Origin of the sequence: Streptomyces sp. NBRC 110035, from assembly GCF_000829695.1 — a bacterium.
Classification (GTDB): Bacteria; Actinomycetota; Actinomycetes; order Streptomycetales; family Streptomycetaceae; genus Streptomyces.
On the sequence record NZ_BBNN01000032.1, the window covers coordinates 36350 to 56575 of the forward strand.

Genomic DNA, 20226 nt, shown 5'->3' on the forward strand with positions numbered 1-20226 from the left:
CTCGGCTCCGGTCGAGTGGGGGGAGACCCCCACCGTGAGGTCGTGACGGGCGGCGGAGCCAACCAGGAGAACCTGCCTTGAGTCGTGAAACTGACACCCCGTCCAACGGGCCCAACGGGCGCGGCGGAGCCGCCTATCCGTCGGGCACCCCGCCCTACGGGATCCCGGCGGTTCCGGGTGAGGCGGCGGCCGCGGGCCGGCCTGCCGAGCAGCGTCCGGACGACCGCAAGACCGAGACCACGCTGACGACCAGAATCCGGATCAACATCCCCGGTTCCCGGCCCATTCCGCCGGTCGTCGTGCGCAAGACCGTCACGGGCGGCGAAGGCACGGACGACGCCGACACCCAGGGCGCGGACCGGAACCGGGACCGGGGCGGGGCCAACACCCAGGCCCCGGCACCGGGTTCCCCCCGGACGCCGGGCGTCGGCAACGGCACCGGCCACGGCCCCGGTGCCGTCGAGCCTCCCGCCGCTGCCGCGCAGGGCGGCCCGCAGGGCGCGCCGCAGGCGTCCGTGCCGCAGCAGGCGGCCCCGCCGGACAAGCCGACCAGCGAGTGGTTCGCGCCGCGCAAGTCCGGTCCGGGCAAGGGCGCTGCGGGCGGCGGCTCCGGCAACGGAGCCGGTCCGGCGGGTGGTTCGGGTCCCGCGGGCGGCCCTCGGGCACTCGGCGCGGCCGGACCTTCGGGCCCGTCCGGTACTTCCGGCGGCGGTACGCGTCCGGGTGGACGTCCGCCCGGCGTGGGCGGCGGCATGAGCGTGACGGGCGGCGGCTCCCGGCCCGGTGGCCCGGGTGCCCCCGGTGGTCCCCGCGGCACGAACGGTTCCGCACCCGGCGGCGGCAACGGCTCCGGGCTCTCCGGCGCGACCGGCGGACCGGTCGCCCCCGGGCACGGCGGCGGCACCGGCTCCTTCGACGTGACCGAGGCGCTGGCCGGCGGCCCGCGCGGCAACGGCGGTGCCCGTCCGGGCGACCAGCACCCGGACGCGGGCGGGAACAGCGGCGGCGAACCGCGCCTCGACGGCACGCCGTTCTTCACGGACGACGACCTCGAAGCGCGGAACGGTCAGGCGGGCCACCCCGGTCAGGCGGGTCACCCCGGTCAGGCGCCGTACGGCGGTCAGGGCGGACCCGGCGGACCTGCCGGTACCGGTGGACCTGCCGGTCCGGGGGGTCCCGGTGGTCTGGGTGGACCCGGTGGTTTCGGTGGTTCGGGTGGTGCCACGACTGGGCCCGTCACCGGTCAGACAGGTCAGAACGGCCGGACCGGCCCGCTGGACCTGCCGCCCGGCAGCGGCCCGCGCGATGCCCGTGGCGGCCCCCGCCCCGGCGGTGGGCTGAGCGACGACACCGCGAGCCTCACCCCGCAGCTCCCCGCCCACGAGCAGGACACCCCCGGCTACGGAGCCCGCCACGACGACGTCTCCGGGCAGGCCGTCACCAGCGGCATCCCGGTCGTCCCGGCGAGCGCCTCCTTCGACGCGGGCGACCCCTTCGGGGCCCCCGGCACGCACACGCCGCCCAGGCTGCCCGATCCGGTCACCCGGCCCCCGGCGACCTCCTCGAAGGCGCCGAAGAAGAAGGGCCGCCGCAAGCTCCCCCTGCTCGTCGGCGGCGTGTTCCTGCTCGCCGGTGTCGCCTACGGCGCCGGTCTGCTGATGAACCACTCCGACGTGCCCAAGGGCACCACCGTGCTCGGCGTCGACATCGGCGGCGGCACCCGCGACGAGGCCGTGAAGACGCTCGACCAGGCTCTCGCCGACCGGCTGGACAAGCCGCTCAAGCTGACCGTCGGCGACAAGACCGTCGAACTCGAGCCGGACAACGCCGGACTGCAGCTCGACACAGCCGCCACCGTCGGCGCGGCGGCCCGGAGCGACTACAACCCGGTCTCCGTCATCGGCTCCCTCTTCGGCAACAGCCGCGTCGTCGACCCCGTCATCCCCGTCGACGAGGAGAAGCTGCACGCCGCCCTCGATGCGGCGGGCGGCTCCGGCAACGACGGCACGATCAGGTTCGAGTCCGGCAGGGCCGTCCCCGTCTACGGCAAGCCCGGCGCGGGCATCGACGCCGACAGGTCGACCGCGGCGGTCGAGGAGGCGTACCGGACCCAGGTGGAGACCGGCTCCTCGTCCGCGGTGACGGTGCCGACGACCACCCAGGACCCCACGGTGTCCAAGGCCGAGGTCGACCGGATGATGAAGGAGTTCGCCGAGCCGGCGATGTCCGGCCTGGTCACGGTCCAGACCGAGACCGGGCAGAGCATCGCCTTCAGCCCGGAGAACTCGCTGTGGAAGTTCCTCGGCGTCAAGGCGCAGGACGGCAAACTGGTCGAGTTCTACGACCGGAAGGCGCTCCAGGAGCTCTACGGCGACGTCTTCGACGGCGTGCTCATCACCCGCGGCAACGGGGAGAAGACCCCCGTCACCGTCGAGGACGTGATCGGCGCCCTGCGCCCGGCGCTCCAGAGCACCAGCGACCGCGTCGCCGTGATCGAGACCGACCCCAGCTGAAGCCGGGACCGGCCCCGGGCCGCCGACCGAGCCCCGTACGACACCCGTCGTGCGGGGCTCAGGTGTCCCCGGGCCGCACCGTGCACAGCGCCCAGATCATGGCGCCGGAGAGGGCGATCATCACGACCGACCAGACCGGGGCGTACGGCAGGGAGACGAAGTTGGCGATCATGACGAGCCCGCCGATCGCCACACCGGCCACCCGTGCCCACGTGCCGGCCTGGAACAGCCCCACGCTGATGAGCACGGCCAATGCCCCCAGGGCCAGGTGGATCCAGCCCCAGGCCGTGAGGTCGAACGCGAAGACGTAGTTCTCCGTGGCCACGAAGACGTCGTCCTCGGCGATCCCCGCGATGCCCCGGACGATGTTCAGGATTCCGGCGAGCATCAGCATGACGCCGCCGAAGACGGTCAGTCCGCCGGCCCACTCGCGCTTGGCGGAGGACGTGCGTGCACGTGTCCGCGCCTGTGCCTGATGGGCGTGAGTCGAAGCCATGTCGCCGCACCTTTCGTTCGTCGTACGGGTGTGTGTGCGTGTGCGTGTGCGTGTGTGTGCGTGTGCGGTCAGCGGGTCTGTCCCGTGCCGTGTCCGCTGAGCACCAGTTCCTTGGCCCGGTCGAACTCCTCGTCGGTGAGGTCGCCGCGCGAGCGGATCTCGGCCAGCCGGTGCAGTTCGCCGACGGTGTCGGCCTGCCCGCCGTGGCCCGACGCCGTCTCCCTGACGTAACTGTCGAACGCCTGCTGCTGCGCACGGGCCTGCGCGATCTCCCGCCGGCCCATGTTCCGGCCGCGGGCGACGACGTAGACGAACACGCCGAGGAAGGGCAGCACGATGACGAAGACCATCCATCCGGTCTTGGCCCAACCGCTCAGCGAGTCGTCCCGGAAGATGTCGACGACGACCCGGAACAGCAGGACGAACCACGTGACCCACAGGAACAGCAGCAGCATCGTCCAGAAGGCCCCGAGCAGGGGATAGTCGTACGCGAGGTAGGTCGCGGAGCTCATGGCTCTCCTCCGTCCGGCACGGGTGGTGGTGCGTGCCGGATCCAGGCTGCCCCCGGCCGCGTCCGTGCGGCCTCACCCCTGACGGGTGATCCCGCAGGCCCCGGCCCGCGGTGGGCTGGAGTGCGGACGTACGCCGAAGCCAGGAGGGCGGATCATGACCGCACCGGGTGCCGTCGCCGCGGCTCTCTCACCGGCCGGGCGGACCGACCACGGCCGGGCGGCCCGCAAGCGGGTGCCCCGCTCGGCCCACGGCCTGTTCGACCCCGGACCCGACCGCTTCGACCCGGTCGACGTGCTCGCGCACCAGTCGGCCACCAGGGTGCCCGAACTGGTCCCGATCCGGTACGGACGGATGCTGGAGTCGCCGTTCCGGTTCTACCGCGGCGCCGCCGCGATCATGGCCGCCGACCTGGCGGCCCTGCCGCACACCGGACTCGAGGTGCAGCTGTGCGGCGACGCCCATCTGCTGAACTTCCGGCTGCTGGCCTCGCCGGAACGACACCTCGTCTTCGACATCAACGACTTCGACGAGACCTTCCCCGGCCCCTTCGAATGGGACGTCAAACGCCTCACCACCAGCCTCGTCGTCGCGGGCCGCGCCAACGGCTTCTCGACGCGGCAGCAGAACGAGGCGGTCACCGCCTGCGTCCGGGCGTACCGCGCGCGGATGCGCCGCTTCGCCGGCATGCGCACCCTGGACATCTGGTACGCCCAGGACGACGTCGACCGGATGCGGGAACTCCCCGGCTCCTCCCTGGAGCCCTCCGTCAGGCGCCGTGCCGACCGGGCCGCCGCGCGGGCCCGCAGCCGCACCTACGTCCAGGCCGTCGACCGCCTCACGCGCGTCACCCCCGAGGGCCGGAGGATCACCCCGGACCCGCCCCTGATCACCCCCCTGCAGGACCTGCTGCCCGACGCGCGCGGCCACGGCGAGGAGAGCGAACTGCGCACCGTCGTCGAGGGCTACGCGGGCACCCTCTCCTCCGAGCGCCGCCACCTGCTCAGCCGCTACCACCTCGTGGACACGGCCCGCAAGGTGGTCGGCGTCGGCAGTGTCGGCACCCGCTGCTGGATCCTGCTCCTGCTCGGCCGCGACGACGACGATCCGCTGCTGCTCCAGGCCAAGGAGGCGCAGGAGTCGGTGCTCGCGCCGTACACGGACGGCGAACGCTTCGACAACCAGGGCCGCCGTGTGGTGACCGGGCAGCGCCTGATCCAGACGTCCAGCGACATCTTCCTGGGCTGGGCCCACGTCCTGGGCCTGGACGGCAGACAGCGGGACTTCTACGTGCGCCAGCTGCGGGACTGGAAGGGCATCGCCCGGCCGGAAACCATGGATCCCCGCACGCTCGCCCTCTTCGGGGGCTGGTGCGGAGGCAGCCTGGCCCGTGCCCACGCCCGCTCCGGCGATCCCGTCGCGATCGCCGCCTACCTGGGCGCCGGTGACCGCTTCGACCGCGCCCTCCCCGGTTTCGCCCAGGCCTACGCCGACCGCAACGAACGGGACGTCGAGAAGCTCGGGGCCGCCGTACGCTCGGGACGCCTCACCGCGGAGAGCCTCTGAGACTCCCACCCGAGGGCCTGCTGTCGGGCAAGGGTGGCCGTTGCGCGGGGGGAGGGGGGCGGTCCGTCACCCGGGCCTGCCGTCGTGCGGGGGCTGCCGTCACCCAGGAGTCGGGCGCATCTCGATCACGCGCAGGCCCAGCGAACGCAGGCGGGCCAGCAGCCCGTACAGATGCGCCTCGTCGACGACATGGCCGAACAACACGGTCTGCCCCTGCATCACGACGTGGTCCAGCTCGGGGAAGGACTCGGTCAGCGCCTCGGACATCTGCCCGTCGACGCGGATCTCGTAGTGCATGCGGCCCTCCTCCCCTCCCACCGCTCGGGCGCGGGCGACAGAGCGGACTGCCCCTGTCCTGCGATCGTCCCCCCGGGGCGGCCGTACGCCCTCACCCGGGGCAGGTGAGGGGGCAGGGCGACGCGGCGCGAGTGGGGAGCGGATGGGGAGGGGGTGGGGAGGGGGTGGGGAGGGGCGGGGCTTCACAGCAGCCGCAGGGCGCGGGCCCGGCGTACGGCGTCGGCGCGGCGGTTGACGTCGAGTTTCCGGTAGACGCTCTTGAGGTGGGTCTTCACCGTGTTGACCGACACGTACAGGTCGGCGGCGATCTCCTCGGTCGTCATCAGCCGGGCCAGCCGCCGCAGCACGTCCCGCTCCCGGCCGCTCAGTTCCTCCACCGGCTCCTTCACGCCTGACGGCGGCACGTCCGCGGACCCGGTGACGAGCCAGCCCGCGGCCAGCCCCCGCAGCGGGTCCGTGTCCAGCAGCGGCCCGGACCACGGCCCCGCCTCCACGAAGGGGCGCCGCAGATGCTCGTGCCGGGCGCCGCGCAGCGCCACCGCCAGCCACCGGCGGGCCGTGGCCGTGTCTCCCGCCAGGTGGCCGCTTCGGGCCCGTACGAGTGCGGCCCGTACGGACACCCCGGGGCCGGTCCGGTCCGTGCCGTGCAGCGCGTCGAGCAGGCCGCCCGCCGCGCGGGGATCGCCCGCCGCGAGCTGCATCCGGGCGGCCTCCACGACACAGGCCGGCTGGTCGAGGGGCACCTCGCGGAGCGCTTCGGCGGCTGCCCTCGGCCGCCCCTCGGCCAGGTGCGCGGCGGCCGTCACCAGCGCCGCCTGGCCCCGCAGCCAGGGCGAGGGCGCCTCGGTGGTGAGGGCGGCGGTCGCGTCGGGGTGTGTGGCGCCGACGGCCGCCCTGAGCGCGGCATGCGCGACGCGCGGGTCGCCCCGGGCCAGCAGCAGCCGGGCCGTGACGACGGCCCGCACCGCTGAGGTGACCGGGTCGGCCGGGCCGACCGGGGCGTGGGCGTGCAGGTCGTGTGCGGCGCGCGCGTCGTGCGAGGCGGGAGGCGACGCGGAGCGGGCCGCGGCACGCGGTACGGCGTCCAGGGGGGTGGCCGCCTCGTCGAGGAGTGCCCGGGCCCGGTCCAACTCGTCGCGGTCGATCGCCACCGCCGCCAGCACCAGCCGCTCCAGACCGGTGCCGGGCGGGCCGGGCGGGCCGGGAAGGCCGTACCGCGCGGTCTCCGCCAACGCCCGGGACGCCTTGTGCTCCGCCCGGCCCGGCCAGCCGTTGAGCTGGTCGATCAGCGCGAGATGGGCCAGGGCGTCCTCCCTGGGGAGCGCCGTCGACGTCCCGCCGGGGCCCGCCACGGCCGCGCTCAGGGCCATCCGGGCGTCCTCGAAACGGCCCGTCCACAGCCGGGTCGAACCCAGATGCGCCAGCAGCAGCGCGGTCAGCTCGGGATGCCGGTCCAGCAACTCGGCCGGCACGGCACCGCGCAGCTCCCGAGCCAGCCGGACGGCCCGCTCCGCGCGCGGCGACGACCCCGCCAGCCGGGCGGCGTACACCTCGAGCAGCGCCCAGCACAGCCGCGCGGCTTCCCGGTCGCCCTTCAGGCCCTCCGGATCGTCCTGCCCCTCCCCGCCCCGCTGGCCCAGGAGGTCGCCGGCCAGCAGCTTCCCGGCCCGCTCCAGATGGACCGTGCCCCGCTCCAGGTCGCCGCGGGCGAGGTCGCCGGCCGCCCGTACGAGTTCCGGCGCGGGGCCGCCGGCCCCGGTCGGCATGCGGGAGAACAGGTCGTGCAGGCCGGCCGAGCGCAGCCCGGTGAACAGCTGGCCGACGGCCAGATCGCCGACCAGGGTGCCGGCGGCGAACTCCCAGTCACCGGCGGCGGCGCCGTGGACGAGCGTCTCCGGGAGGAACCCCGCGTCCTTCAGCCAGCGCGCCGCGCGCCGGTGGAGCTCCGGCGCCAGACCGGGGTGCCGCACCTCCAGATGCGCCCGCAGGATCTCTGCGAAGAGCGGGTGCAACCGGTACCAGGAGTGCCCGAGATGCTGCACGAACGCGTTGCGGTGGTGCAGCGAGTCCAGCACGGTCCCGGCGTCGGAGCGCCCGGTCAGCGCGTTCGCCAGGCCGGGGCCGAACCGCTCCAGGACGCTGACCCGCAGCAGCAGGTCCTGCGTACCGGGCGGCTGGATGTCCAGCACCTCCGCCAGCAGGAAGTCGGCCACCGCGCTCTGCCCGGCCTCGAACTCCTTCAGGTACGTCTCCGGTTCGGGGCTCTCCCGCGCGGCCAGCGCGCACAGACGCAGCCCGGCGGCCCACCCCCGGGTGCGGTCCACGAGGGCGTCCACGACGGCCGCGGGCGGGGACAGACCGTGCCGGCCGAGGAGTTCCCCGGCCTCCCGCGCGGTGAACGCCAGCTCCGCGTCCCGGATCTCCGTCAGCTCCCCGGCAGCCCGGTAGCGGTGCAGCGGCAGCAGCGGTTCCGTACGGGACACCACGACCAGGTGCAGGCCCGGCCCCGCGTGCCGCAGCACGAACTCCAGCTGGGCGGCCGTCTCCGGTGCGGCGACCCGGTCGAACCCGTCGAGCACCAGGACCGCCGGCCGCCCGGCCGTCGTCGGGCCGTTCAGCTCTGCTGCCAGCCGGTTCAGCAGCGTCTCGTCCACCCTGCCCGGGTCGGCGGGCGAGCCCACCGCCGCGGGCACCGGCGCCCCGGCGGCACGCAGGGCTTCGAGGACGTACGCCCAGAACACGCCGGGGCGCAGCTCCTCCGCGTCGGTGGTGAACCAGGCCACCGGACGCCCGAGACGGGCCGCCCAGTCCGCGACGAGCAGGGTCTTCCCGGCGCCGGCCGCCCCGTTGACGATCGTCAGGGGAGTGGTCAGGGCACCGTCGAGATGCCGGGTCAGACGCTCCCGCCGCAGGAAGGTGACGGGCCTGGGGGGAAGGGCGTAACGGGTCCGCAGGAACGGGTCGCCCCGGGGGTCGACCCCGGGGGTTTGGGGGCCGCCGCCCGGTTCACTGCCCGGCTCACCCTTCGACCCGCCGTCCGGTTCCCGGTCCGGTTCCGGGATGTCGCCGATGGCCACCGCGCTCACCACCACCCACCGTCCGCAGATCCGTCGGCCGCGTCACGCGCGCTGCTTCACCCCACCAGCATCCCAGCCTCCCACCGGTCCCGCGCGGCACGCCGGTTCCGGCCCGGTTCCGGCCCGGGACCGGCAGCGCCGCGTCCCGTGCACGGGCAGGTGCGGTGTGGTGTGGTGTGGTGTGCTCAGTGGGCGGCGACGACCACCCTGGGCTCCTCGTCGTCGGCCGACCGGGCGCGCAGGTCCTTCATCTCCTCGGCGCGGCTCCTGATGCCGATGACGGCGGCCACGGCACCGATGAGGCACAGAACGCCGGTGACGGTGACGGCGGCGTGCAGACCGTTGACGAACGCCCGGCCGCTGCCCTCGACGACCGCGGCCCTGATCTGTGCCGACATGTCGCCGGAGACCGGGGCGATGCCCATCGTGACGGCGTCCTCGGCCTGCTCGAGGCCGTGCGCCAGGCCCGTCGGGACCCCCGCGGTGGTCAGCTCACCGAACAGCGAGGAACCGACCTTGTCCGCGATGACGGTGACCAGCACCGAGGTGCCGAGCGCACCACCGATCTGCAGCATGGTCGACTGCAGGCCGGAGGCCACACCGCCGTCCTCGACCGGTGCGCTGCCGATGATCGCGGCGGCGGTGGCGGGCAGCGCGATGCCGACGCCGAGGCCCAGCGCGACGAACGGCGGCCACATCGTGGCGTAGGACGAGTCGACGCTCCAGGAGAGCATGCCGAACATGGCGGTGCCCGAGAGGACCAGGCCCAGCGGAATCGTGACGCGCGGGCCGAAGCGGGTGGTCAGCTGGGAGCCGACCGGAGAGGCGAACAGCGAGGCGAGCGACAGCGGCAGCGTGCTGACACCGGCCTCGACCGGCGTGTACCCGCGCACGTTCTGCAGGTACAGCATGATGAAGAAGATGCCGCCGAGCAGCACGAAGAAGTTCAACAGGGTCATGACCGAGCTGGTGGTCAGCGACCGGTTGCGGAACAGGCGCATCGGCAGCAGCGGGTGCTCCTGCCGGGTCTCGTACCGGCCGAAGACGATCAGCAGCGCCAGGCCCAGGACGATGGAGCCGAGGGTCGCGGCCGAGGTCCAGCCCCACGTCTCGCCCTTCACGATGCCGAAGACGAGCGCGACCAGCCCCGCGGCCAGCAGGACGACGCCGGGGAGGTCGAAGCGGTGGTGACCGGTGGAGTTCTTCGACTCGGCGAGAACGGCCGCGCTGAACAGCAGCGCGACCAGACCGATCGGCACGTTCAGGTAGAAGACCGACTCCCAGCTGACGTGTTCGACGAGCAGACCGCCGACGATCGGGCCCAGTGAGGTCGACACGGCCGAGACCATGCCCCAGACGCCCACCGCGAGGGCGAACTTCCTCGGCGGGAAGACGACGCGCAGGATGCCCAGGGTGTTGGGCATCAGGATGCCGCCCGCCAGACCCTGCAGGGCACGGAGGCCGATGACGCCCTCGATGCTGCCGACCAGGCCGATGGCGACCGAGGTGACGACGAACCCGCCGATGCCGGCGAGGTAGTGGAAGCGCCGGCCGAACCGGTCACCGAGCTTGCCGCCGAGGATCATCGAGGCGGCCAGCGCGAGCAGGTAGGAGTTGGTGACCCACTGCAGCTCGGCGGTGCTGGCCTCGAGGTCCTTGCCGATCGCCGGGTTGGCGATGGCGACGACGGAACCGTCGAGCTGCACCATGAGCAGACCGAACGACACGGCGAGCAGCGCGAGCCAGGGATTGGCCCGCAGCCGCTCGAACGTCGGCCGGGCGGCCGTGCCGGGGGCGGAGTGATCCACGGGAGTGGACGCCATGAGGAGAGCCGTTTCTTTCTCGAAGGGGGCGAACGGACCGCACGGCACAGGGCCGCGGCCCGACAGCCGGCCCCGAGCGCCCTCCGGCCGGTCGAGGACAGGACAGGGCGGGGCAGGGCAGGTCAGGGCGGGGCGGTGCGTACGGGGCTGCACACAGGGCCGTCCGGGGAGGAGGGCCCTCGGAAAAGGGGGAGGGGGAAGGGGGCAGCGAGGGGGCGGACGAGCCGGAAGGCGGACGAGCACGTCACCGCTGCATCGGGTGACGTGCGGGAACGCACGGAAACACGCGCGCTGCGCGAGGCGGTGACGCCGTCGTCAGAGGGCTGCCGAGTGGAGCTGCCGGGCCAGCGCGTTCAGCGCGCCGAGGGCGGAACCGAGCGCGTCCAGCTCACCCTCGGTGAGGGACAGCATCGCCCGGCCCAGGTGGCTCTCCTCGAGAGCGGTGACCTCGGCGATCCGCCGCCGCGAGACGTCCGTGAGGTGGAGGTGGGCGATCCGCTTGTCGACGCCGTCCTGCCGGCGCTCCAGGTCGCCCCGCTCGGTGAGCTGGGAGACCAGCGCGCTGACGTTGTTCGGCTTCATCAGCAGGGCCTCGGCCGCCTCGCGGACCGTGGCACCCTCGTTCTGCGCGACGAAGCGCAGCAGCGCGAGCTGCCCCTCGGGCGGCTTCGGGTGCGGATACCCGCTCGCCACCCGCCGGTCCAGGGCCCGGTGCAGCACGGGAAGGCACGCCGCGAGCTCGGAGCTCACGTGTGCGACGCGCTGTTCGGAGGCACCACTGATGGACACCCGTCGATGTTAGGTATGCGCGCATACCTATGTCGAGCGGGGTGTCGGGCGGGCCTCCGGGCGCGGCTGATGCGGCCTGTGTGGCCCGTACGGCCTGTGCGACGGACGGGGCCGGCCTCAGTTGAGCAGTGCCCGTGCCGCTCGGGCCTCGCCGCGGATCCGGTCCGCCGCCGGCTCGTCCACCGCGGCGACCACGTCGGCGTAGGCCTCCAGCTCCTCCGCGCCGTCGAGGACATCGCCGCGCCGCACCAGCAACCGGGCCCGTTCGTATCGCAGCCCCGCCGGCCGGGAGGGGAGCAGCAGGGACAGGTCGAGCGCCCACAGCGCCACGTCCGACCGCTCCGGGCGCGCCTCCGCCCACGCGCGGACGTTGTTCAGGACGCGCAGCACGACCTCCAGCGGATCGGCGGGCGTCAGCATCGACGGGTCCAGCGTCTCCCCCGTCGCCCCGGCGACCAGCAGCTCCGTGTCGGCCCCGGTCAGTACCCGGCCGCCCTCGAAGGGATCGACGAGCACCTGCTGCTCCGCCTCCGCGCCACTCTCCCCGAGGCCGACCACGAAGTGGCCGGGCAGCCCGACCCCGTACACCGGCGCCCCCGCCCGTCGGGCGACCTCCAGCCACACCACCGACAGCAGGATCGGCAGCCCGCGCCGGCGCCGCAGCACCTCGTGCAGCAGCGACGACGCCAGGCGCTGGTAGTCGCCCGGGGTGCCGTGGAAACCGCACCGCTCGCCCAGCAGCTCCCGCAGCGCCGACGCCCACGCGCGCGGGGCGCCGGGCCGGTAGGGGAGACGGCCCGCCAGCGCGTCCAGCTCGATCTGGGCGGCGTCGATGCCCGCCTCGTCCAGCGTGCCGTCCGCCTGCGCGCCGATCAGCAGGCACAGCGTGGCGAGATCCGGCCGCTCGGACCTGGCCTCCTCGGCGAACCGCCGCCGCAGCTCGGCGGAGCGTTCCGGGGGCGGGGGGTGAGGGGAGCGCATGACCGGTCCGTGCCCTCTCAGAGCGACCCGTCACCGGCCGGAGCCGAGGACCGGGGCGCACGGTAGTGATGGTAGAAGTGATGTGCGGCGAACCCCATCCTCTCGTACAGGGCGCGCGCTCCCGCGTTGTCGGCCTCCACCTGGAGCCAGGCGGCCGACGCGCCCTCGTCGAGCGCCCGCCGGGCCAGCGCGGCCATCACGGCGGTCGCCAGCCCGCGCCGCCGCAGCGCCGGATCCACCTCGACGGCCGCGAAACCGGCCCACCGCCCGTCCACGACACACCGCCCGATGGCCGCGGGACGGCCACCCCCGTCGCCTCCCGGCACGGTCGCGAACCACACCGACGGGCCGCTGCCCAGCACCTTCAGGGCGACCTCGCTCAGGCCCCGGCGCTGGTAGCGCGCCAGCCACGCCCCGTCGGCCTCCCGGGACAGGACCACGTCCGCCCCGGCGGATTCCGCGCCGGACCGCTCCGGTACCAGGTCGGCGACCGGCGCGAGCCCGCCGACCCACAGCTCGGCGGTCACCTCCCGCACCCAGCCCCGCCGCTCCAGCTCCGCGCCCAGCGCCTCCTGCGTACCCTCGGCGCCGGTCGCCGTCTGCACGTAGGCGGGCAGCCCGCGCCCGGCGTACCAACGCCGCACGGCCGTCAGCGCCTCGTCCAGCTCCACGCCCGGGTCGCCGAGCGGCAGCACCGAGTTGGCCCGGCGGGTGAACCCGGCTGCCGCCCGCAGCTCCCAGGAGCCCAGCGACTCGCTCTCCACGGGCCGCCACGCCCGCGCGGCGACCCGCGCCAGCTCCTCGTACGAGGCGGCCGGACCGCGTCGGCGGGCTGGTGCGGACGGGATCACCTTGCCCGCGACCAGCGCTGACTCCCGGACGAGGACGCTCTCGCCGTTCTTGCGTGTGATCCGCAGCACACCGCTGTCCCATGATGTGAGAACTCCGACGGCGTCGGTGAACTTCTCACCCGGGGGACCATGTTCGATCAAGCTCCGTACGGAGACCCGTTTGCCCACGTCAGCAGTGGTGACACGGACCTCGAGACGTCCGGCGGCGGATATTTCCACAGGTCGGTCCACCCCTCCTGTTCGGATCGTGCCCAAGAACGGAGATACTAGGGGCGGGCATCGACGACGCCGCGCTCCCGCGCGCCAGGCGGCGGAGCCTGAGGAGGCCCGCCAGCGCCCTATCGAGGAGGAACGACAGCGTGACCTACGTCATCGCGCAGCCTTGTGTCGACGTGAAGGACAAGGCGTGCATCGAGGAGTGCCCGGTCGACTGCATCTACGAGGGCCGGCGGTCCTTGTACATCCACCCGGACGAATGCGTCGACTGCGGCGCCTGTGAACCGGTCTGTCCGGTCGAGGCCATCTTCTACGAGGACGACACTCCCGAGGAGTGGAAGGACTACTACAAGGCCAACGTCGAGTTCTTCGACGACCTCGGCTCACCCGGCGGCGCCAGCAAGCTCGGGCTGATCGAGCGCGACCACCCGTTCATCGCCGCGCTGCCGCCGCAGGCCTAGGACGCCGCTCGCGTGACGCGTCCCGGGGTGTGCGACACACCCGGGGACGCCGTCGCCGCGCGAGTGGTGCGTGAACCTGTGCCGCCTCGGTTCCGTACGGCGCCCGGTCAGCCTGATCGGTCCGATCAGGCCCTGGCCGACGCCGTACGGGGCCGAGGCGTTTGCCGTACCAGAAAGTGAGCGAGAACCCGTGTCCGCAGTCTCCGACCGGCTGCCCACCTTCCCCTGGGACAAGCTGGAGCCCTACAAGAAGACGGCCGCCGCGCACCCCGACGGTATCGTCGACCTCTCCGTCGGCACCCCCGTCGACCCGGTCCCCGAGCCGATCCAGAAGGCCCTGATCGCCGCCGCGGACTCCCCCGGCTATCCCACGGTCTGGGGCGCCCCGGAACTGCGCGACGCGCTCACCCGCTGGGGGGAGCGCCGCCTGGGCGCCCGTGACCTCACCCACCACCACGTACTGCCGGTCGTCGGCTCCAAGGAACTGGTCGCCTGGCTCCCCACCCAGCTGGGTCTCGGCCCCGGCGACCGGGTGGCGTACCCGCGCCTGGCCTATCCGACGTACGAGGTCGGCGCCCGCCTGGCCCGCGCGGAGTACCAGGCGTACTCGCTGACACCGGGCGCCGACGCGCCGGGCCCGACCGGGCTGGACCCGGCCGGCCTGAAACTCCTCTGGCTGAACTCCCCGTCCAACCCCACGGGCCAGGTGCTCTCCAAGGCGGAGCTGACCCGTATCGTCGCCTGGGCCCGCGAGCACGGCGTCCTCGTCTTCTCCGACGAGTGCTACCTCGAACTGGGCTGGGACACCGAACCGGTCTCGGTGCTGCACCCGGACGTCAACGGCGGCTCGTACGACGGCATCGTCGCCGTCCACTCGCTGTCCAAGCGGTCCAACCTCGCGGGCTACCGCGCCGCCTTCCTGGCCGGCGACCCCGCCGTCCTCGGCCCGCTGCTGCAGATCCGCAAGCACGGCGGCATGATGACCTCGGCGCCCACCCAGGCGGCCATGGTGGCGGCCCTGGGCGACGACGACCACGTCCGCGTCCAGCGCGAGCGCTACACGGCCCGCCGCACCGCGCTGCGGATGGCCCTCCTCGGGCACGGCTTCCGCATCGAGCACAGCGAGGGCGGGCTCTACCTGTGGGCCACCCGCGACGAGTCCTGCTGGGAGACGGTGGCCCGCCTCGCCGAGCGCGGCATCCTGGTCGCACCGGGCGACTTCTACGGCCCGGCCGGCGAGCGGTTCGTGCGCGTCGCCCTCACCGCCACGGACGAGCGGGTACGGGCGGCGGTGGAACGCCTGAAGGCGTGACGCGGGGGAGCGGAGACGCCGGCGCCGTCGGGGCCCGGGTTCTTCCCGGGCCCCGACGGCGTTCGTGCGGTCCGTCCGGATCCACGGGGATCCCTGTGGATCTCCGTGGATCCGGACGGGTCAGCCGAGCGGCAGCGCCGTGGCCGGGAGGGTTCGGGCGGTCGGCACGCCGTCCAGACCGACGGCGTCGGTCGGCAGCGCGTCCCCGGCGGCCTGCTCGAGTGCCTGGCCGCCGGAGTTGCCCGCGGTGTCGGTGACGGTGTGCGCCGCGTCGTCCACGGCGCCGGTCGCGCCGGCCCCGTCCAGGACGGTCAGGCCGCCGACGCTCGGGGTGGCCGGCAGTTCGGGGGCCGCGCCGGCGGAACCGGCCGCACCGACCCCGGCGGCCGCTCCGGCGGCGACGAGCAGCGCGGCACGGGCGATCCGACGGGTCAGGGGGAGGGACATGGTGCTCCTTCGGCGGGAGAGAACGGTGGGACGTCCAGCCGGACCCGGTGATCGGTCTCCGGGCTCGGACGCCGTGACTACCGCTCGAAGGGCGGGAAGGTTGCGGTGCGGCGACGTAAAGAGTTGGTAATGTGTCACATGATCAGATGTGCCGAAAAGCGGACGAACGGTGCATTGTTCGATGGGTTGCCGAATGGTTACAGCGCCCAAACCCCCAGGAGTACGCCGAGCCGGGGGAGGGGACGCGGAAATCCGCTCACCTCGTCAACGGCGCGCCCCTCGGGGCAACCCCTGGGAGCGGTCCGTCGGGCAACTGTGCGGGTGGCCGTGCGGGCCACTTCGCGGGGCGGCCGCGCGGGGTGGCGCCCCGCCACGTGGTGAGGCCGATCGAGCGGCACACCGGGCGCGACACCGACCGCCTTCGCCGGTGCCCCGCCCGGGCCCGCGGAGCCGGGACCGGCGACGACCGACCGCCGGGTGCCCTCCCGGCGGGACGCGCCCGCCGGCCCCGGACCGGAGGCGGCAGGTGGCGGGTCATGACCGGGTACACCACGACGGGGGACGCGCTCCGCGCGACTACCGCGCGGTCGTGATCCGGACCGCGTCCGCACCGCCGTCCGGGCCCGCGGAGTTCTTGCCGTCCCCGCCGTCGGCCGGGCTCCACCGGCCGTCGTCCCCGGCGGTCCACTCCTCCCCCGCGTACGACACCCGCTCGATGTGCAGCGCGGAGGCGTTGGCCACGGCCCAGTGCGCCAGCTGCCAGCCCCGCTCCCTGCCCTTGCGGCCGGGATCCGCCTCGGTGGAGACCGGCAGCGTCATGGTCCGCCCGTCCGAGCCGGCGCCTTCGTCCCCGGGAGCGGGGGAGGGGCTCGCCGGATCGCCGACCTCGGCACCGGCCGGCTCCAGGGCGTCCCGCCCGAAGTCCCGGGCCAGCGCGTCCCGTACCGCGTCCGTCCCCGCCGCGCGGGTCGCCGCCGGGCGGCCCTCGCAGGTCAGGGTGGCCGCCGAACGGCGGCCGGTGAGAGCGGCGGCCAGCAGGGTGGCATCCGGCTCGTGCTTGGCGTACGCCTGCGGGAAGCCGCTGAGCTGTACCCGCTGGGCGGCGACGGTGAGCGGCAGCCGGGTGTACCCCGGCACCTCCTCCAGACCGTCGTAGAACTTCCCCGCCGAGTACGCCGGGTCCATGATCTCCTTCGGCGTGCCCCAGCCCTGCGAGGGCCGCTGCTGGAACAGGCCGAGCGAGTCACGGTCCCCGAAGTCGATGTTGCGCAGCGCCGACTCCTGGAGGGCGGTCGCCAGCGCGATCGTCACGGCCCGCTCGGGCAGGTCGCGCGCGGTGCCCACGGCCGTGATCGTCGCCGCGTTCACCGCCTGCTCGGGGGTGAACTCGTACGTGGCCCCGTCGCCCTTGGCGGACACGACCCGGCAGCCCGGCCCGCTCGGACCGCCGCCCGTGTCGTACTGGACCACCAGGTAGCCGGCGACTCCGAGGAGGACCACGGAGGCCGCCCCGAAGCGGAAGAAGCGGCCACGACGCTTGGAAGGAGGCGGTGACTCTGACACGCGTACAAGGTACTGGAGAGTACGAGGCGTGTGCGCCGGGTGTGGACAGTACGCCCGGACCAGCGCGTTAGGGTCGTCGGCATGGCCGACACCCCGCTTGACCTCACCCTGGACGCGGCGCTTCTGACCGCGCGGCTCGTCGACTTCCCGTCCGTCAGCGGCACGGAGAAGCCACTCGCGGACGCGATCGAATCCGCCCTGCGCTCCCTGCCGCACCTCACGGTCGACCGGTACGGCAACAACGTCGTGGCCCGTACGAACCTGGGGCGCGAGGAGCGCGTGATCCTCGCCGGTCACATCGACACGGTCCCGATCGCGGACAACGTCCCCTCCCGGCTCGACGAGGACGGCGTGCTGTGGGGCTGCGGAACCTGCGACATGAAGGCGGGCGTGGCCGTCCAGCTGCGCATCGCGGCCACCGTCCCCGAGCCCAACCGGGACCTGACCTTCATCTTCTACGACAACGAAGAAGTCGACGCGGACCTCAACGGCCTCAAGCACGTCGCCGAGCAGCGCCCCGACTGGCTGGAGGGCGACTTCGCGGTCCTCCTCGAGCCCTCCGACGGCCAGGTCGAGGGCGGCTGCCAGGGCACGCTCCGGGTGCTCCTGAAGACCACCGGCGAACGTGCCCACTCCGCGCGCGCCTGGATGGGCTCCAACGCGATCCACGCGGCGTCCCCCGTCCTCGCCCGCCTCGCCTCCTACGAGCCGCGTCACCCGGTGATCGACGGCCTGGAGTACCGCGAGGGCCTGAACGCGGTGGGCATCTCCGGGGGCGTGGCCGGCAACGTCATCCCCGACGAGTGCGTCGTCACCGTCAACTTCCGCTACGCCCCCGACCGCTCGGAGGCCGACGCCCTCGCCCACGTCCGCGAGGTCTTCGCCGACTGCGGCGTGAGCGAGTTCGTCGTCGACGACCACAGCGGCGCGGCCCTGCCCGGCCTCTCCCACCCGGCCGCGGCCGCCTTCATCGAGGCGGTGGGCGGCACCCCGCAGCCCAAGTACGGCTGGACGGACGTCTCCCGCTTCTCCGCGCTCGGCGTCCCGGCCGTCAACTACGGCCCCGGCAACCCGCACTTGGCGCACAAGCGGGACGAACGCGTGGAGACGGCGAAGATCGTCGCGGGGGAGGAGCGGCTGCGGACCTGGCTGACCGCGTGAGTACGCCGCCCTGCCAGGGCGTTTGGAACGCTTCCCCGCGGACATGCTGACGTCCCCCAGACGTAACCCGTGTGGATCTACGCTGAAGTGGAACGACCTCTCCCCCGGACCTCGACCTCTTCCGAGCGGGGGAGACCGCAACCGGAGGGAGCACATATGGCTACTGGCAACCCCGAGGGCAAGCAGAGCCCACCGGAGGAGCGGCGGCTGGGTCCGGTGCTCCGCAGGCGGGGCCAGGTCCAGGCGAGCACCACGGACCAGCGGCTGCTGGACGGGCGCGCGCCCTCGGACTGGGTGCACACCGACCCCTGGCGGGTGCTGCGCATCCAGGCGGAGTTCATCGAGGGCTTCGGCACCCTCGCCGAGCTGCCGCCCGCCATCAGCGTCTTCGGCTCGGCACGCACCCCGGTGGACTCACCGGAGTACGAGGCCGGCGTCCGACTCGGCCGGGGCCTGGTCGAGGCGGGCTTCGCCGTCATCACCGGCGGCGGCCCCGGGGCCATGGAGTCGGCCAACAAGGGCGCCTGCGAAGCCAACGGCGTCTCGGTCGGCCTCGGCATCGAGCTGCCCTTCGAACAGGGGCTCAACAGCTACGTCGACATCGGCCTGAACTTCCGGTACTTCTTCGTCCGCAAGCTGATGTTCGTCAAGTACTCGCAGGGCTTCGTCGTCCTGCCCGGCGGCCTCGGCACCCTCGACGAACTCTTCGAGGCGCTGACCCTGGTCCAGACGCAGAAGATCACCCAGTTCCCCATCGTCCTGTTCGGCACCGAGTACTGGGGCGGCCTGGTCGACTGGCTGCGCAACACGGTCATCGCCCAGGGCAAGGCAGCCGACAAGGACCTCCTCCTCATCCACGTCACGGACGACGTGGAGGAAGCGGTGGCCCTGGTCTCGAAGGAAGCGGGCCGCTGAGGACCGCCCCTTGACCGACCGGAAGCCGACGCGGGCGGGCGCGGCCCCCGGTCCATTTCTCGATCGGCCGAGTGTCGGGGTGGGCCCGGGTGGTTTTCGGACGGCTTTCCGGCCGGCCGACTACCGGTGTGGGCGGGCGCGGTCTCCGGTCCACCTTCCGACCGGCCGCCTGCCGGGAGGGGCCCGGGTGGTTTTCGGATCACCTTTCGACCGGCCGAGTCGGGTGGTGGGGGGCACAGGCCGGGTTCCAGGGGCGGAGTTCTCGGCGGGGTCCGGGGTGGAGCCCTCTGCCCGGGGTCCGGGGGCGGGGCGGACGAAGTGGGCGTAGGGGCAGGACCGTTCCCCCCGGGGCGGAGCCCTACGCCAGCCCCCGCCGGGCCACCGCCGGCGGGCGATGGCCCGCGATCGACGCCACCATGTCCAGCACCTGCCGCGTCTCCGCCACCTCGTGCACCCGGTACACCCGCGCCCCCAACCACGCCGACACCGCGGTCGTCGCCAACGTCCCCAGCAGCCGCTCCCTGACCGGCCGGTCCAACGTCTCGCCGACGAAGTCCTTGTTGGACAGCGACACCAGCACAGGCCACCCGGTGGCGACCATCTCGTCCAGCCGCCGCGTCGCCTCGAGACTGTGCCGGGTGTTCTTGCCGAAGTCGTGCCCGGGGTCGATCATCACCGACTCCCGCGGCACACCCAGGGACACCGCACGCTCCGCCAGCCCCAGCGTCCGTTCCAGGATGTCGGCCATCACGTCCTCGTACTCCACCCGGTGCGGCCGGGTCCGCGGCGGCGCGCCTCCCGCGTGGGTGCACACCAGCCCGGCGCCGTACCGCGCGGCGACCTCCGCGAGCCGCGGATCGACCCCGCCCCAGGCATCGTTCAGTACATCCGCCCCCGCCTCGCACACGGCCTCGCCGACCTCGTGCCGCCAGGTGTCCACACTGATCACGACGTCCGGGAAGCGCCGCCGCACCTCGGCGACGAAACCGACCGTCCGCCGCGCCTCCTCCTCGGCGGACACCTCCTCGCCCGGCCCGGCCTTCACCCCGCCGACGTCGATGATCGCGGCGCCCTCGGCCACCGCCTGCTCCACGCGTGCGAGCGCCGGTTCGTCGCGGAAGGTCGCGCCCCGGTCGTAGAAGGAGTCCGGGGTCCGGTTCACGATCGCCATGATCACCGGCTCGTGCGGTGCGAATTCCCGCCTGCCCAGCCTGAGCATCCCCTGAGACCTCTCCTCGTTCGGTTCCT

17 protein-coding genes are annotated in these 20226 nt (G+C 73.7%); 6 read left to right on the forward strand and 11 right to left on the reverse strand.

From position 1 onward, the window contains the following. Positions 1-77: 77 nt before the first annotated feature. A complete protein-coding gene (locus TU30_RS22075) occupies positions 78-2513 on the forward strand; it encodes a membrane protein (RefSeq protein ID WP_042172681.1) in 2436 nt (811 codons plus the stop codon). A gap of 58 nt (positions 2514-2571) precedes the next feature. On the opposite strand, the gene TU30_RS22080 is transcribed toward TU30_RS22075, so the two are convergent. Then, positions 2572-3009, reverse strand: a complete 438-nt coding sequence (locus tag TU30_RS22080) for a hypothetical protein (protein WP_042172683.1) — start codon at positions 3007-3009, stop codon at positions 2572-2574. Positions 3010-3077: 68 nt separating this feature from the next. Further along, positions 3078-3521 carry an SHOCT domain-containing protein gene (locus TU30_RS22085; RefSeq protein WP_042172685.1) on the reverse strand — a complete coding sequence of 148 codons (444 nt, stop codon included), beginning with the start codon at positions 3519-3521 and terminating at the stop codon, positions 3078-3080. A 154-nt stretch (positions 3522-3675) separates the two neighbouring features. On the opposite strand from TU30_RS22085, the gene TU30_RS22090 reads away from it, so the two are divergent. Further along, positions 3676-5085: a DUF2252 domain-containing protein gene (locus TU30_RS22090; RefSeq protein ID WP_042172687.1), complete on the forward strand. Its 1410-nt coding sequence runs from the start codon at positions 3676-3678 to the stop codon at positions 5083-5085. 99 nt (positions 5086-5184) lie between these two features. Here the strand turns inward: TU30_RS22090 and TU30_RS22095 are convergent, their stop codons facing one another. The 6 genes from TU30_RS22095 to TU30_RS22120 all read right to left on the reverse strand — a co-directional run bounded on the left by TU30_RS22095 (position 5185) and on the right by TU30_RS22120 (position 13122). After that, on the reverse strand, positions 5185-5382 hold the full coding sequence (locus tag TU30_RS22095) for a hypothetical protein (RefSeq protein WP_042172689.1): 198 nt from the start codon (positions 5380-5382) through the stop codon (positions 5185-5187). A 182-nt stretch (positions 5383-5564) separates the two neighbouring features. Further along, entirely contained in the window at positions 5565-8336 is a 2772-nt protein-coding gene (locus TU30_RS22100; RefSeq protein ID WP_042172854.1) for a LuxR C-terminal-related transcriptional regulator, read from the reverse strand. Positions 8337-8644: 308 nt separating this feature from the next. Next, positions 8645-10282 (reverse strand): MFS transporter, encoded by a 1638-nt coding sequence (locus TU30_RS22105; protein ID WP_042172691.1) that lies wholly within the window; start codon positions 10280-10282, stop codon positions 8645-8647. A gap of 315 nt (positions 10283-10597) precedes the next feature. Then, complete coding sequence (locus TU30_RS22110; protein WP_042172693.1) at positions 10598-11071, reverse strand: MarR family winged helix-turn-helix transcriptional regulator; 474 nt, start codon at positions 11069-11071, stop codon at positions 10598-10600. Between the two features lie 117 nt (positions 11072-11188). After that, complete coding sequence (locus TU30_RS22115) at positions 11189-12052, reverse strand: transglutaminase-like domain-containing protein (RefSeq protein ID WP_042172696.1); 864 nt, start codon at positions 12050-12052, stop codon at positions 11189-11191. 17 nt (positions 12053-12069) lie between these two features. Continuing rightward, positions 12070-13122 carry a GNAT family N-acetyltransferase gene (locus TU30_RS22120; protein ID WP_042172698.1) on the reverse strand — a complete coding sequence of 351 codons (1053 nt, stop codon included), beginning with the start codon at positions 13120-13122 and terminating at the stop codon, positions 12070-12072. A gap of 140 nt (positions 13123-13262) precedes the next feature. Between TU30_RS22120 and fdxA the strand changes: the two genes are divergently transcribed. Together fdxA and TU30_RS22130 are read left to right on the forward strand one after the other, a co-directional pair. Further along, a complete protein-coding gene (gene fdxA, locus TU30_RS22125) occupies positions 13263-13580 on the forward strand; it encodes a ferredoxin (RefSeq protein WP_042172700.1) in 318 nt (105 codons plus the stop codon). 190 nt (positions 13581-13770) lie between these two features. Continuing rightward, entirely contained in the window at positions 13771-14892 is a 1122-nt protein-coding gene (locus tag TU30_RS22130) for a bifunctional succinyldiaminopimelate transaminase/glutamate-prephenate aminotransferase (protein ID WP_042172702.1), read from the forward strand. Positions 14893-15012: 120 nt separating this feature from the next. Here the strand turns inward: TU30_RS22130 and TU30_RS22135 are convergent, their stop codons facing one another. Both TU30_RS22135 and TU30_RS22140 read right to left on the reverse strand, forming a co-directional pair. Beyond that, on the reverse strand, positions 15013-15339 hold the full coding sequence (locus TU30_RS22135; RefSeq protein WP_042172704.1) for a hypothetical protein: 327 nt from the start codon (positions 15337-15339) through the stop codon (positions 15013-15015). 576 nt (positions 15340-15915) lie between these two features. Beyond that, the gene (locus tag TU30_RS22140) at positions 15916-16902 is read right to left on the reverse strand and encodes a heavy metal transporter (RefSeq protein WP_078878428.1); all 987 of its coding nucleotides are present in this window, start codon (positions 16900-16902) and stop codon (positions 15916-15918) included. A gap of 81 nt (positions 16903-16983) precedes the next feature. Here TU30_RS22140 and dapE point away from each other — a divergent pair, with 81 nt between their 5' ends. Beyond that, the gene (dapE, locus tag TU30_RS22145; RefSeq protein ID WP_042172708.1) at positions 16984-18063 is read left to right on the forward strand and encodes a succinyl-diaminopimelate desuccinylase; all 1080 of its coding nucleotides are present in this window, start codon (positions 16984-16986) and stop codon (positions 18061-18063) included. Between the two features lie 156 nt (positions 18064-18219). Further along, positions 18220-18978 carry a TIGR00730 family Rossman fold protein gene (locus TU30_RS22150; protein WP_042172711.1) on the forward strand — a complete coding sequence of 253 codons (759 nt, stop codon included), beginning with the start codon at positions 18220-18222 and terminating at the stop codon, positions 18976-18978. 358 nt (positions 18979-19336) lie between these two features. Here TU30_RS22150 and folP read toward each other — a convergent pair whose 3' ends face one another. Beyond that, on the reverse strand, positions 19337-20197 hold the full coding sequence (gene folP / locus TU30_RS22155) for a dihydropteroate synthase (RefSeq protein ID WP_042172713.1): 861 nt from the start codon (positions 20195-20197) through the stop codon (positions 19337-19339). Between the last annotated feature and the right edge of the window lie 29 nt (positions 20198-20226).

Bases quoted from the DNA above. Each gene is read 5' to 3' on its own strand.
- TU30_RS22080 (WP_042172683.1), bottom strand. From the start codon at position 3,009: ATGGCTTCGACTCACGCCCATCAGGCACAGGCGCGGACACGTGCACGC.
- TU30_RS22085 (WP_042172685.1), bottom strand. From the start codon at position 3,521: ATGAGCTCCGCGACCTACCTCGCGTACGACTATCCCCTGCTCGGGGCC.
- TU30_RS22090 (WP_042172687.1), top strand. From the start codon at position 3,676: ATGACCGCACCGGGTGCCGTCGCCGCGGCTCTCTCACCGGCCGGGCGG.
- TU30_RS22095 (WP_042172689.1), bottom strand. From the start codon at position 5,382: ATGCACTACGAGATCCGCGTCGACGGGCAGATGTCCGAGGCGCTGACC.
- TU30_RS22105 (WP_042172691.1), bottom strand. From the start codon at position 10,282: ATGGCGTCCACTCCCGTGGATCACTCCGCCCCCGGCACGGCCGCCCGG.
- TU30_RS22115 (WP_042172696.1), bottom strand. From the start codon at position 12,052: ATGCGCTCCCCTCACCCCCCGCCCCCGGAACGCTCCGCCGAGCTGCGG.
- TU30_RS22135 (WP_042172704.1), bottom strand. From the start codon at position 15,339: ATGTCCCTCCCCCTGACCCGTCGGATCGCCCGTGCCGCGCTGCTCGTC.
- dapE (WP_042172708.1), top strand. From the start codon at position 16,984: ATGGCCGACACCCCGCTTGACCTCACCCTGGACGCGGCGCTTCTGACC.
- TU30_RS22150 (WP_042172711.1), top strand. From the start codon at position 18,220: ATGGCTACTGGCAACCCCGAGGGCAAGCAGAGCCCACCGGAGGAGCGG.
- folP (WP_042172713.1), bottom strand. From the start codon at position 20,197: ATGCTCAGGCTGGGCAGGCGGGAATTCGCACCGCACGAGCCGGTGATC.